Origin of the sequence: Halohasta salina, from assembly GCF_024178165.1 — an archaeon.
GTDB lineage: Archaea > Halobacteriota > Halobacteria > Halobacteriales > Haloferacaceae > Halohasta > Halohasta salina.
In genome coordinates this window covers 20996-34326 of sequence record NZ_JAMZIE010000012.1, presented here as the reverse complement: position 1 = coordinate 34326, position 13331 = coordinate 20996, and the positions used below count along the sequence as shown (strand labels likewise).

Below are 13331 nucleotides of genomic sequence, written 5' to 3'. Positions count from 1 at the left end.
CGTTCCAACTGTATCGACTCACCACACACCCCACGTTCCAACTGTATCGACTCACCACACACCCCACGTTCCAACTGTATCGACTCACCACACACCCCACGTTCCAAGTGTATTTTCTGATATGATAGGGCGTGGTCGACTCGGCGATCGGACCTCACGGCCACCTGCCCCCACACACCCCTCGTTCCAACTGTATCTCTCACCAGAACGACGGGTTCGTCCAACTGAACCGGCAGAATCGTATTTGCTTATGGTCTCGAATCCGTAATCCATCAGACAGCCGTTTTCTCTGCTGAATACGACGTATTTACAGTTGGAACGTGGGGTGTGTTCGGCGTCTAGAAGTCTTCGTTGATCCCAACTCCACCATGAGAGAATACAGTTGGAACGTGGGGTGTGGGGGCCCCCTCCTAGTCGTCGACTAGAACTAGAACAACAACAGCAACAACAGCAAAGCAACCGCCCAGCACCGACCGCACAGCAGCCGGCCCCGCTAACGGCCTAGCACCCACCACCGATGGTCGACTGGCTGTCGGCGGCTGCTAGTGGCCTCTCTATCGAGACGTGAGTAGCAGTTCCTACAGCCGATCGTTACAGTTGGAACGTGGAGTATGGTTAATCGACTACAACAAGTCGGCCACACCGTCGGGCGTCGTGACATGTACGGTCCCGCCGATCTCGGTGGCCAGCTCCTCAGCAGCGGCGACGGCGTCGCCGGGAACAACGATCTCGGTGGCCAACTCCTCAGCAGCGGCGACGGCGTCGCCGGGAACAACGAGCACGCGACTGTAGCCGTTCGTTCGGAACCCGTCGACCTGTTTGATTACTGGAGGTTCTTCAGGATACTCCCGCCAAGTCGGTATACTGTTGGCTCATGCCCGGACTTAAGACGAGGCTTTCGTCTCGAATTTTCCGTAATGATCTGGTTAATAGTTAGTAAGTTATGATTAACAAAGTATGGACACACAGAATATGATATTTGTGAGCCCAGATCGCGAAAGAAAGAGTTTGTTCGAGGTATTTGCGATTGCATTCTTGCTCGGTCTCTCAATCGCGCTGATGACAGTATTTAATGCAGCCATTCTCGGCGGAGGAACCACCGTCGTTGATGTTGCCCAACATGGTGAGATGGTACAGGAGTTGCTTCTGTTGCACTTCGTCGTTCTACCTACTGTCTCTGTCGGGCTCTATCACTGGCACCGCAGTTGAGATTCTCCTTGGGGTGTACAGTAGTTGACGAAAATCTGAGAGATAAATTTTTCTGACAGGATTGTGGCGTGTATGGGAACTTCTTGGAGTAGACAGCCCACTTCCGTGTTTAGGGGAGCTAAAGGATTCTTTGACAGGGCTGTCCCTCTCATTAGTGAACTACCTTTGGGTCAAGCCTCGAGGCATTCGCCCTGTCTATATGGCGACTTCGAAAGAGGTCGGTCAAGATTATCGTCACCGAGGTAACGAATAAACTCTTTGTGGCGACCTCCAGACGTACCTCAAAACAGACGAACTGTTTATAATTCTCTGAGAACTGTTTCTCCCGATCAGAGACCGAGTGTGAACTCAATTGGAAGCAATGAGAAGACCCGCCGTAGCAGGATATATCCAAACACACCAAGCCCCACAACGATCACCCACCGTAACCGGCGATACCAGAGAGGGCGTATATTAATCGGCAGCATTACCTCTGTAATCGCCAATATACCGATTAGCGATGTGACAAAAAACACCTCTAACGTGAACGCATTAATTAAGGTCATCGCGATTAGCACTGCCAGTACCCACGCAAGAAGATACTGTATAAATCGATATGAAATCGGCTGCATCCACGTATAGAGTGTTATGTCGTAGACCGATATATATTGTTTGTTAAGAAGACCCAAAATTCTCCAGTTACAGTGCGACCGAATTAAGCCAGCAGCTTAGCGATACATTCTTACTCTACAGGAGAATTACTTTACTAACGAACGCTCTAACAGAATTGTGCAACCCCAAAGCAGAGAATCGTCTTCTGGGGAAATTTAGCTACGAATAATGCCAATTTTAAAATATTTTCTCTCTGACCTGACCTACTCAGAAAAGGTTGCATTGATCGCTCTTGGACCGGTGGAAACCTTTCTTCTCGCACTGCTACCAGTGTCAGGATATGTTTTTTTCCGCTATCGTCGGCTACCAACAAGACCGATGCTGTTTGTTGTATTCGTCGGCAGCCAATTCCCGGATCTCGTCGATAAGCCACTCGAACTGGCTAGAGTCGTTCCATGGGGGCGGGTAGGAATGCACTCCCTACCGTTCGCTATCCCTGTCGCTGTGCTTGTGTTGATGTATGCCCGCACTACAGACCGTACGCATCTTGGGGTAGGATTTGTATTTGCATATACTGTACACTGGCTTACTGACTGGACTCCCAAATTTCTTGAGGGCACTATTCCGCCGAGTATATTCTGGCCGTTTACTACTATCTCGAAGTCGCCCGGAGCATGGTGGGGCGGCCCCGGACAAATATTCCTCATCCTTTGGAGTATATTCTCTGTTATATTACTTGGATTAGTATTCGTGCTACTTCTAAAGGATATATCACAGCGCTATGGACATAGAATCTAACCAGTGAAGAAGTCAGATAAAAACGGTTGATTAAGATTCATGTATAGTTAGTTAATTGAAATTCTCAGAGTATGTTTTTTACGCCTGTCTGAATGGAACACAGTTCTGATTCGTGATTATATCGTCGTTGCACAACAGGTTGCAAGCTTTCGTGGAGTTCACTTTTATCCGAAAGTGGCTCCCCCTCAATTGTGACGTCTTCCATTGAGTAGGTGTTGGTGCTAGTAAGTTGTCCGTTCTGCCAGGTGGCAATCTGCTTGGCCGTTTTCGTCCGAACTGTGATTAGATTCCGATCATATCGACCATCATAATCAGTTGCGATTGCCCACGTACTGAGCTGTGGCCGAGTGTTGGCATCAGTGAATTGTTTGACGATGTTGGGAATTTGTGTGAGCGAGATCGGCTGCGAGGGATCTCCATTGCACTTCACCGACTCCGAAACCACCAGCGGGACGTGGATGTTCTCCTCATAGAGTGAGGGATAAAAGTGTCCGTAGATATCCCGTTCACCGAATGCTTCTCCGTGGTCTCCGAAAACGATGTAGACGGGGTCAAATCCCGCTAGTCTGTTCCGTAGTTCAGCCAAAAGAACATCGCCGAACCGGATTGAATCGTCGTAGATGTCGATGATCTTTTGCACCTCTCGCTCGGAGAGATCCGGATCTAGGTCGTCGATCAACTGATTGCACCGCCAGTTGTAATAATATTGCTTGAAAAGCGTGCTCCACTTTCGATGCTTTCGCGGAGAGAGGTGTGGGAAATGCGTATCGAGCGAGAAGACCCACAAAAAGAACGGTTCCGATTGAGACGTAGCCCATTGTTCAATTTGATCGACATATCGGTCCCACGTTTTGAACGCCTCTTCGCGACGAAGATAGTTCCGGAAGTTACGGAGGAGGGTATACACTGTGGAATCCGAAAGATGCTTCTGGAAGATCTCCTGATATTGGTCTGTGGAAAACAAGAAGTCCTCGAAGTGGTCGAATCCACGGTCGAACCCGTAATGTCTGGACGCGTAAGCGTTCGGGTTGAATGCACCGGTTGTGTATCCTAGCTCAGAGAGTTCCTCCGCAAGCGTACCATAGCGGGCTAAATGGCGTCGCGAGTGCGATGGGTCGGCGACCTGATCTCTTGCAACCATCGGTTCGCCTGTGAATGTTCCTGCCATCGATGGATTCGTTCGGGACGCTGGGGAGATTGCTTCGGGAAAACTGATTCCCTCAGCTGCCATCTCATCTAAATTAGGCGTTGTGTCTCGCTCGTACCCGAGATGCCCGCAGTGGTCGGCACGCAAGCTATCGTAGGTAACGAGAACGATATTTCGCTGTGTCACGTGACGAGCACCTCTTTGTTCTGGTGAAGAAGCTCTCTGAGTCCCTCCACAAACTCAACTTTGGGTTCCCAACCGAAGTCGGACTGCATTTTAGAAATGTCTGCTTGAAGATGCGGGCGGTCACTCTCCCGAACCCGGTCTTTGTCCTGTATGATATCGATTTCCTCTTCAAGTGCCTCACTGGTCTTTTCGACGACTTCTTGAACCGAGTACTCGCTTCCGGTTCCGATATTGTAAACCCCGTAGCCATCGTCAAATTCAGTCAGAAGTGTCATTAGTGCGTCCGCCACATCTGAGACGTGAATGAAATCCCGTTTCGGGGTGAGGTTCCCGAGTTCTATTTTTCTGTCTCCGCTTCGTACTTGATTCAACACTGCCGGAATCAAGTGCTCGTTCGTTTCATTCGGTCCATAGACATTGAATAACCTGGCCACGGCGGTTGTCGTGTTTGTCTCCTGCTGAAACTGCCGAACCAAGTTTTCCCCGATTAACTTCGTCTTGCCGTAGATGTCAGTCGGTCCGGTCTCCGACGATTCACTATTGGATCCCTCACGGGGAGGGTAAACAGCTGCGGAGGATGCAAACATCATCATCTCGAGATTCGATAGTTCTCGCGCAGCAGTCAGAAGATTTCGAGTCCCCATCACGTTCACGTCGAAGGCCTCCTCGGGGTGTTCATTGCAGTACGGAATGTAATGGATCGCAGCGAGATGGACAATCACGTTGGGGTCGAAATCAGAAACGAGTTCAGAAAGTCGGTTGCTCTGAATATCGACCTGTTCGAATGCTACACCATCGGGAACCAGAGACTCGGAACCCGCAAAGCAGTTGTCGACCACCAGGACGTTTGCTTCGGTCTCGGACAATTTTTCGACGAATTCTGAGCCGATGAATCCTGCACCGCCAGTGACAAGTACATTCCTCGATTGCATGGACTGATCTTCATTTTGACTGGACTGCACTTGAATATACATCTTCTAGTTCGTCGACAATCACATCCCAACTGTGAGCCCGCCCGTATTCTGTAGCTTCAGACGATAGATCTGCAAGCAGCGCATCGTCGCTTAGACAATCTACGAGCCGGTCTGCAATATCTTCCGAGGAGACATCCGTAATGAATCCTGTAACGCCGTCCTCAACGACGGCTGTCGAGCCATTCTCTGCATGATCGACAATGATGCTGGGAACCCCGCAGGCGTTCGCCTCAAGAATCGTATTAGGAAACCCTTCACGAATCGACGGCAGGACAAACACCGAGGCGGCTTTGATGTTGCCGATGACATCTTCGTCGGATTCGACAAACCCGAGAAATTCTACTATATCGTCGACATCAAGTTTACGCGCGTAGGCTTCGAGTTGTTCGCGCTCTGGACCATCGCCAATGATACCACACGAGAGGTTACTGTCAAGACGTTCGGAAACAATGTCGACCGCTTCGAGTAGTAGATCGACGTTCTTGTGTTCTGAAAGACGACCTATATAAATGACATCCCAGTCGGTGTCTGCGCTGGGAATCTCCTGCAGTCGATCGAAGTCGACTCCGTTTTCGACGACTTCGAGTCCCCGGGTACGTCCGATATCTCTGATGTCGGATGCGATGTACTCCGAGATGGGAATAACCGTGTCTGCGAGGCGTAAAGTGGTTCGTTCGATGGCCTTACCGAAGATACCTTTTGCCCCCAGATAGTCATACCAATAGTCATCCCACACCTCATACCAAGTGATGACGAGGGTGCTGCTACGGAGGAGTTCGTGGGCTTTTGCCGAGAAACAGGGAAAGTAGGGGAACTCCTGACAATCGATCAGATCAAAATCTTCCTTTAATAGCGACGGAAGAACATTCAAAGCGAAATAGACCGCCTGTGGGATCGATCGTCGTCCCTCAACATAGAGTTCTCGTGGCTCGCAGACGCCGTGGAGTGTAACGCCTTCTCGCTCAATTACTGGCGGGCCATCCCAGTAGTGCATCCCATAGAGATGGATATCGTGATCGTCAGCGAGCCGACGGGCAAGCTCCCAGATGCGTTTCTGTGCCCCACCTTTTTCCCAAGGATATACCGCGTCATAGATGAAAGCGATACGCATTACTGAGATGTCACTCGTTCAAATAGCCGAGCGACTTGAGGCGCTCTTGAACCTGCTGCTCGTCGACTGATCCAGCAGCGGAGTGATCGGATTCCTGTTCAAGTTCATAGAGGACTTCTTCAAGAATGTGAGTGATATATTCACTTTTATTCTTGAATTCAGTAGCCTCTATACGTGGTTCAAGTCGCTTGAGAAGCTCAACCGGTACTTCTATCGACTCTACCTCCTGTGATTCAGCCATATTGACTTGATAAAAGTCGGGAGTTAAAGTGATACCGAAGTCAATGATTTCATAATGACTGCAAGGCGGAAACCCGCGACTTCAGGCGCGGGAGGAAGCCGACAACCTGGATACACACCGCGTTCGATAGCAGGCTGACTCCCCCACGCCAATCCAAACTAATATAAATACCCAGTGCTGCATATGAAGTACAGATGGTGGAAGACTCAGGCACCCGAACCGTCCCCATCAAGCTCAATGTGGACGAGAGTGCCGCTGACCTCCTCCACCAGACAACTGATCACTTCCTCGACGCCGCCAACCACGTCGTGGACGTAGCGTGGGAACCAGACTGGAAAATCACCAGCAAGCAAAAACTCCATGACCTCACGTACTACGACGTTCGAGACGGCTCACCACTCCCGGCCAACCTCGTGCAAGCCGCACGAAACCGCGCCGCAGAAGCCGTCAAAGGTGTTATCGAACGCTGGAAAGAAGGGAAGAAAGCCTCGAAGCCCGAGTTCACCTCGAGGTTCGCCAGCTACGACGCACGAACCGTCACCGTCAACGACGATCACGCCACACTCGCCACAATAGATGGACGAGTGACTGCGGAGTTCGTTCTTCCCGACGAACAGCGTGACACGCCACACTCGGCGTATTTGTTCAACGATGACTACGACGTCAAGGGAGCTACGCTCCACTACGACACGGTTGAGGATTGTTTCTACCTCCACGTTCGGACAAAGCCCGCCGTGGAGAACGATGATACCGACACAGGCGATGCCAAGCACGTCTCCGTCCTTGGTGTTGACCTCGGTATCACAAACATCGCAACCACCTCAACCGGACGCTTCTGGAGCGGCGGCGAACTCAACCACTGGCATCGAGAGTACGAGAAACGTCGAGGTGACCTCCAACAGACTGGGACTCGCTGGGCGCATATCAATGTCCAACGAATCGGTCGCAAGCAGACTGGACGCTTCGAGCAACTGCTTTACACGATTTCGAACGAACTCGTAGACGAAGCTCTGGAGAACGACTGTACGCATATCGTGTTCGAGCAACTGAAAGGTATCCGCGAACGCTTGCCGCACGCGAAGGCGGTTCACAAGTGGGCGTTCCACCGCTTGTTCGAGTACGTCACATACAAGGCTGAGTCTGAAGGGCTTGTAGTGAAGAAAATTAATCCGGCGTACACGAGTCAGCGTTGCTCGAAGTGCGGGTTCACTCACGAGGATAATCGCCCGCACAACAACGGGCAGGACGAGTTTGATTGCTTGAAGTGCGGGTATGATGTTCACGCGGATTACAACGCCGCGAAGAATATCGGCTTGAAGTATCTCCGCGACCAGCAAAAGTCTGGGCGTGGAGGCGCACCCGTAGGCGTGCGCTTGAACAGCGGGACGTTGAACGTGAATGGCGAGTATTCGCCTACCGCCCTTAGCGGTTAGAACGGGAGTCCACGCTGAATGCCACGCCCTTCAGGGCGTGGTAGCTTACTCTACAGAGGAAACAAGCAGAGTATCTCGGGGCTTTACCTCGAGGCAGTTCACTCGATAACCTCAATCCAGCACCACGTCGTAAGATCGGGGTCACTACCATCGTCGTAGTACAGCTGAAATTCGACTTTGTACCGTCCTGGAACAGTAGGTGCTGTCACTGATAACGGTACTTCACGAGTTTCATTGTTCGATATCTGTAAAGTACGTTCAGTTGATCTCGTCCCGTTCACAGTGGCGATAACCCGATATGTGCCTGCGCGATGTTCGTGATTCGCGATGGCGATGGTGAAATCCGTTGTTTCTCCGGCAGAGGTGCTTCTCTGTCCTGTATCGTCACCAGCAGCGTTGGGGAGGTAGAATTCAGTATGGCCAGTCGTAGTGAGTGCCGGATTCGCAGCAAGATAGCCGACACTGGCGACGAGGGTTATGAAAATAAAGGCAACGACCCGCGTGGCGGTAGTTTGACCCTTAGCGGACACGTATAGGAGGTTATCAGGTTTACATATAATCTTTTCTTGTGATGACGCTGCCAGCGCCCTTGACCAATACAGTCGGTTCGGAGTTCGTAGTGTCGTATTCATTTTCAGCGAACTGCTGGAACACGGAAGATTAAGGTCTGAGTGGTAATACTATCTAGACGTGAGCGCAGCAGAGAACGTCTTCCGGTGGGCTACTCGACAGACCGACTGGAACCGAGACACTAATCTACTCGGTGTTATGTTCGCGTTGTTCGCCGGAAGCATCATAATTGAAATGATCGGGATCGAGTTGTGGCTCATTCGTCCCATCATCGTTGTTCCGTTCTTGTCTTTCGTTCCGGGGTATCTAGTTCTCAGGATTCTACAGATCGAACCGAGAGATACGGTAACAGGCTTACTCTATGCGATTGGTCTGAGCCTCTGTTTTCTGATGATATACGGACTAGTCCTCAACACTGTTCTCCCAAGGCTTGGCGTTGGTGTCGTGTTCAACCAGATAGTACTGTTCATAACGATGCTTACAGGGATCGGAGGATTATTTATTATTTATATCACGCAGAACGACACCCAACGGATTAATGTTACAGCGTTCGTTGACAAGGTGTGGCACCCATGGCCGCTAGCTGTGCTTTGTCTCCCGTTTTTATCGGTACTCGGGGCTCGAACCGTTACCCGATTTGGCGATAATACACTCATCCTCGCTGTATTAACGGGTTTAGGGTTTCTCACGGTCGCAGCATATATCGGCCGCCTACCAAAGAAATATTTTCCAATCACAATCTGGGCAATTGCAGTGTCGTTACTCCTGCACAACTCAGTGCTAACGCACACACTGGCGTGGGACGTGGGCAAGGAATTACGCCTTGCGACGGTCGTCATTGAGAATGGCGTCTGGGACCCAACCGTGGGCGGGAGATGGATGAAAAATGCGATGCTGCGGATTGTCTTGTTGCATCCTATCTACGCGCTGCTTGCAGACATCGACCTAGTCTGGGAATTCAAGACTGTCAGCCCAATTCTCTTTTCTTTCGCACCAGTCGCTTTTTATAAATCTTATCAGACAGTAATAGATCGGTCGGATGCCTTCCTCGCGGTGATGTTACCCATGTCATTTTATTCATTTTTCACCGTTTTGTCGGTGAACAGTCGGACAAGCGGTGCATTGCTGTTCCTGTCGCTGACCGCGCTTGCAGTGACTGACCGGACGCTTACGCACCGAAAGGGACGTGTTCTCATGTTGGTGTTCCTGTTCGGGCTTATCGTCTCTCACTACGCGACGGCGTATCTTGTTCTCTTTGCAGTGGGACTGGTGCTTCTAGGAAACTGGGTGCTGTTTGGTGCTACTCGTACGAGAAAGTATGTGCGCACAGCCCCGACCGTTGTGATATTATTCGGGCTACTAGCATTCGTGTGGTATGTGTTTATTGTCTATGATGGGGGCGCATTCAACCGCTTGGTTGTCGAGTTCTACAACCTCTCTTTTGATCTGTGGCGGGATCTCGTTGAGGGGGGTAGTGTCGTCTCGGCAGAAGATTCGACGACCGCCCAGTACGCTACCACAACCTACACCTCCAACACAATCCGGTGGCTGAAGTCGATGAATTTCGCTCTTGGGATACTCGCAGCCGTAAGTATCGCTGTCCTCGGGTTGGTGCACCTGTGGCAGCGGTACCAGAAAGGCGTACTCGGCGACATTTCTTCGGATGCATCGATTGCCCGCACCGAATACTTCCTCTACGCGACTGCGTTTTTGGGCGTCTTCGGTATAACATTCGTTGGTGTCGACAAGCTCAGTACTGCGCGGACGTTGATGCCCGCGCTCATGTTTTTCGCGCCATTCGTAATCCTCACACCGCGTAGAGTACTGAAACTTCTCGGAGATCACCTCAACCGCTCGTCGCTCCGGACGGCTGGGAAGGCTCTGGCACTGACGTTCGTCCTCACGTATTTCGTGTTGAATGTCGGGCTGTACGGGGCCGTGACGGAGGAGTACCACCCGAACATCCTAATCGACAAGGAGCGGGTGGTTGAAGATGGATCGCTGGCCGAGAAAGACTACTTTTGGGCGATGCACTACGACACAATCTACGACATTAAAGGGGCCGCTTGGCTTGACAGCAGGAAACATGGGGATGGGAACGATGAAGCGTACTACCGATATAGCAGTCGGAAGGTTATCAGCGGTCTGTATAACTGTACAAATTTGGCTCGTCAGCCAATCGAGCGGCAGGGTTCGTGTGACGACGAACCAGTTCGGTCGGTCGACCGGATGGACAAAGTGTACGCATCGGCCGGGAGCCACGTTTTTTACAACGGGAGTCGTTGAGTGGTGTTAATAGATCTATAAAAACGACAGATGACTTGGATCTACCGTGTCCTCACGGCCCGATTTAGGACCATCAGATCACGTCCTCGTAAACTGCTTCAACTCGTTTGGCTACGTCCTCCCAGTTGCGGGTCCGGACGGCATTTTTTGCTGCCGTCGACATCGCAGCGAGTCGTTTGGGGTCGTCAGCCAGTTCTAAGATCCGACCGGCGAGCGCGGATGAATCGTGGGGACAGACGTATCCGTTCGCCCCGTCCTCGATCACGTCCGGAATCCCGCCGACCGGGGTTCCAATGACGGGGGTCCCGGAGGCTAGCGACTCCATAAACACAAGACCGAACCCCTCGTAGTCAGACGTGAACAGGGTGGCGTCGACTGAGGAATATAGAAGGGGCAGGTCCTCTTCCGAGACGTACCCGAGGAACGTCACCTGGTCGGAAACGCCGTGCTCTCTTGCGAGTTTTTTCAGGTCCGCTTCTAGCCGACCAGTTCCCGCGACCAAGAGTTCGATGTCGCTCCGGTCCGCAGCCGCTAGGGCCTCAATAGCCAGATCGGCACGCTTGCGGGAAACTAACCGTCCGACAAACAGAAGAGTGAGTGCGTCGGCCGAGACGGCCTCGTGTCGTTTCTCATGTGGTCGGTACCTGTTGGTATCTACACCATGTGAGATACGGGTAATCTTGGATTCGTCGAGATAGTATCGGTTGATGAGTTGCTCGCGCATCTCCTCGCTGATCGCAATGATCCGGTCTGCGCCCCTTGCGCAGATGTTATCCATCACGACGTTCATCGGGTGAAACGCGTACTTGAGGAGGTAGTCCGCTGGCTTCTCCGCTGAATGGGCGAACACTTCGCTGAGCGCAAAACTGTGACTCGTGAGGACGACCGGGGTGTCGACGGTGAATCGGTCGGTGAGGGCGATTGTCGAGGCGGGCATCAAGGTTCCATGAATCACATCATAGTCGTCAAAATTAACGCCCAACCTGGCACGAAGGCTGTAATAGAGTGTTTCGAACGTGACGAGATACCGCCGGGCCGTCGTGAGCGTGTAGACGGAGACATTCTCGTGTACGGACCGAGTCAGTTCTTCTCCCGGCTTCGACTGGGTGTAGATGTCGACGTCGTGGCCGCGAGCACCGAGAGCGTTCGCGATCTCATAGGCGTACATTGCTGATCCGCCCACAACCGGCGGGAACATTTTGGAGAGAAGGCAAATGCGCATATTGTAGTCATCTTGTATCACAAAACAATTGTACTTTGCCGTTCGAGATATTTTTGAAGCTGAATGAACATTGTATTGGTCACCATAGATTGTCTCCGACGTGACCGGTGTGGCATCTACGGCCATCACCGTGATACAACCCCTACACTGGACGCGCTCGGTCGGGAGGGGTTCGTCTTCGACAATGCGTATGCGACGGGGCCGGTCACTACGGAGTCGTTCCCCGGAATACTGGCCGGGCGGCTCTCTGCCCAGTGTGTCGCTGGCGAGAATCTCTACCAGAAGCGGATTCCAGATGGTGAGCCAACAATCGCTTCTCATCTTCAGGAGGCCGGTTACGATACGGTCGGCGTAATCTCCAACCCCCGGATCGGAACCCACGTCGACACGGATCGAGGATTCGAGACTTTCAGGAACCTCCGGACGGACGGTAGATCTGGGACCGTCACCGCGGATCGCTCGAGATCGGTTCTGCCAGATCTCCAGGTCGGGGAACGGCTGTACCAGCTTAGGGAATCGATGCGGGAGCACGACTCGGTTCCCTATCGGTATGAGCTTCCATTCCTTGGTTTCCGGACCTACCAGTACATCACGGGGTGGCCCTCGGTCCGAGGCGAGCGGGTGATCGATACGTTCCTCAACAAGCTGTCGGCGGCGGATGCACCCTTTTTTGGGTGGACGCACCTTATGGACGTTCACGGACCGATTCATCCGGATTCTGTCGGCGATGGTGGATTCTCGGACGGTAGGCTGCTCTCACAGTTCAGGTCACATGCCAGGCGGGTGAGTGATGTCCAAGATGTTGAGACAGAGGCACGGTACGACAGTGCAGTCCGGTACGCCGACAGTCAGGTGAAACGGATCGTCGACTGGCTGCAATCAAACGACATCTGGGAGGAAACCGCGCTCATCGTGACAGCCGACCACGGGGATGCACTGTACGATCGAGGTATCTACGGGCACCCTCAGCACTACACGTACGACGAGTTGCTCGCCGTGCCGCTGATTGTTCGTGTTCCGGGGGAAGATGGTGGACGGCTCTCGTGGGAGTTCTCACTCGGGTGGCTCCACGAGTTGATAACCGACCTCTGTGGTCTTAAAAAAATAGAGGCACCCCTTTCATTATCACGAGAACACTCCCTTACCACGGAGGCTACACAAGATGAAGGAGTACTACTTGCGGACTCGATCAGTCACTATGGGCACACCGTCGTCGCTCGGAGCGGAGCAGAGAAGCACGTGACACAGACAAATAAATTAGGGAAGACGGCGGAGATATCTATTCAGCCAGCTGGATTGTATCGGACAGATATCGATCCGAAGGAGCGCATCCAGTCGGATTCAGTGAATGCCGAGCTTCGTGACCGGGCCAACGAGATCGTAGTGGAGCCGAACTCACTCAACTCATTCACGTCGGGGGGCTTCGATCAGGCAACCATGGATCGACTCAAGCAACTCGGATACGCGGAGTGATGGCCGTGTTCTGTTTATTTGGCTCTATTGAATCACTAGACGGCGGCGGGATAGGTCGGTAAATCAAAGGAGTTGAAGCGGGAGAGTATC

General features: G+C 52.2%; 13 protein-coding genes. 5 read left to right on the top strand and 8 right to left on the bottom strand.

Features of this window, described 5'->3' with window-relative positions; translation table 11 throughout:
* Window positions 1–623: 623 nt before the first annotated feature.
* Window positions 624–782 (bottom strand): hypothetical protein, encoded by a 159-nt coding sequence (locus NKJ34_RS15065; protein ID WP_253739124.1) that lies wholly within the window; start codon window positions 780–782, stop codon window positions 624–626.
* A gap of 175 nt (window positions 783–957) precedes the next feature.
* Here NKJ34_RS15065 and NKJ34_RS15060 point away from each other — a divergent pair, with 175 nt between their 5' ends.
* Entirely contained in the window at window positions 958–1209 is a 252-nt protein-coding gene (locus NKJ34_RS15060; protein ID WP_253739123.1) for a hypothetical protein, read from the top strand.
* A gap of 329 nt (window positions 1210–1538) precedes the next feature.
* Here NKJ34_RS15060 and NKJ34_RS16035 read toward each other — a convergent pair whose 3' ends face one another.
* Window positions 1539–1820 carry a DUF8044 family membrane protein gene (locus NKJ34_RS16035; RefSeq protein ID WP_484494516.1) on the bottom strand — a complete coding sequence of 94 codons (282 nt, stop codon included), beginning with the start codon at window positions 1818–1820 and terminating at the stop codon, window positions 1539–1541.
* Window positions 1821–2028: 208 nt separating this feature from the next.
* On the opposite strand from NKJ34_RS16035, the gene NKJ34_RS15055 reads away from it, so the two are divergent.
* Complete coding sequence (locus NKJ34_RS15055; RefSeq protein ID WP_321169466.1) at window positions 2029–2598, top strand: metal-dependent hydrolase; 570 nt, start codon at window positions 2029–2031, stop codon at window positions 2596–2598.
* A gap of 64 nt (window positions 2599–2662) precedes the next feature.
* Here the strand turns inward: NKJ34_RS15055 and NKJ34_RS15050 are convergent, their stop codons facing one another.
* Genes NKJ34_RS15050 through NKJ34_RS15035 form a run of 4 tightly spaced genes read right to left on the bottom strand, consistent with a single transcriptional unit; the run spans window position 2663 to window position 6257 of the window.
* Window positions 2663–3931 (bottom strand): sulfatase-like hydrolase/transferase, encoded by a 1269-nt coding sequence (locus NKJ34_RS15050; protein WP_253739122.1) that lies wholly within the window; start codon window positions 3929–3931, stop codon window positions 2663–2665.
* Window positions 3928–4863 carry an NAD-dependent epimerase/dehydratase family protein gene (locus tag NKJ34_RS15045; protein ID WP_253739121.1) on the bottom strand — a complete coding sequence of 312 codons (936 nt, stop codon included), beginning with the start codon at window positions 4861–4863 and terminating at the stop codon, window positions 3928–3930. The genes NKJ34_RS15050 and NKJ34_RS15045 overlap by 4 nt, the downstream gene beginning before the upstream one ends.
* Before the next feature lie 10 nt (window positions 4864–4873).
* Window positions 4874–6016, bottom strand: coding sequence for a glycosyltransferase family 4 protein (locus NKJ34_RS15040; RefSeq protein WP_253739120.1), 1143 nt, complete (start codon window positions 6014–6016; stop codon window positions 4874–4876).
* A 10-nt stretch (window positions 6017–6026) separates the two neighbouring features.
* Complete coding sequence (locus NKJ34_RS15035) at window positions 6027–6257, bottom strand: hypothetical protein (protein WP_253739119.1); 231 nt, start codon at window positions 6255–6257, stop codon at window positions 6027–6029.
* 194 nt (window positions 6258–6451) lie between these two features.
* Between NKJ34_RS15035 and NKJ34_RS15030 the strand changes: the two genes are divergently transcribed.
* Window positions 6452–7690 (top strand): RNA-guided endonuclease InsQ/TnpB family protein, encoded by a 1239-nt coding sequence (locus tag NKJ34_RS15030; RefSeq protein WP_253739118.1) that lies wholly within the window; start codon window positions 6452–6454, stop codon window positions 7688–7690.
* A 98-nt stretch (window positions 7691–7788) separates the two neighbouring features.
* Here the strand turns inward: NKJ34_RS15030 and NKJ34_RS16010 are convergent, their stop codons facing one another.
* Window positions 7789–8322, bottom strand: coding sequence for a DUF1616 domain-containing protein (locus NKJ34_RS16010; RefSeq protein WP_425491848.1), 534 nt, complete (start codon window positions 8320–8322; stop codon window positions 7789–7791).
* A gap of 58 nt (window positions 8323–8380) precedes the next feature.
* Between NKJ34_RS16010 and NKJ34_RS15915 the strand changes: the two genes are divergently transcribed.
* Entirely contained in the window at window positions 8381–10546 is a 2166-nt protein-coding gene (locus NKJ34_RS15915; protein WP_253739117.1) for a DUF2206 domain-containing protein, read from the top strand.
* Between the two features lie 73 nt (window positions 10547–10619).
* Here NKJ34_RS15915 and NKJ34_RS15020 read toward each other — a convergent pair whose 3' ends face one another.
* Window positions 10620–11744 (bottom strand): glycosyltransferase family 4 protein, encoded by a 1125-nt coding sequence (locus NKJ34_RS15020; protein ID WP_256488773.1) that lies wholly within the window; start codon window positions 11742–11744, stop codon window positions 10620–10622.
* A gap of 87 nt (window positions 11745–11831) precedes the next feature.
* Between NKJ34_RS15020 and NKJ34_RS15015 the strand changes: the two genes are divergently transcribed.
* Window positions 11832–13241, top strand: a complete 1410-nt coding sequence (locus NKJ34_RS15015; protein WP_253739115.1) for a sulfatase — start codon at window positions 11832–11834, stop codon at window positions 13239–13241.
* Window positions 13242–13331: the final 90 nt, after the last annotated feature.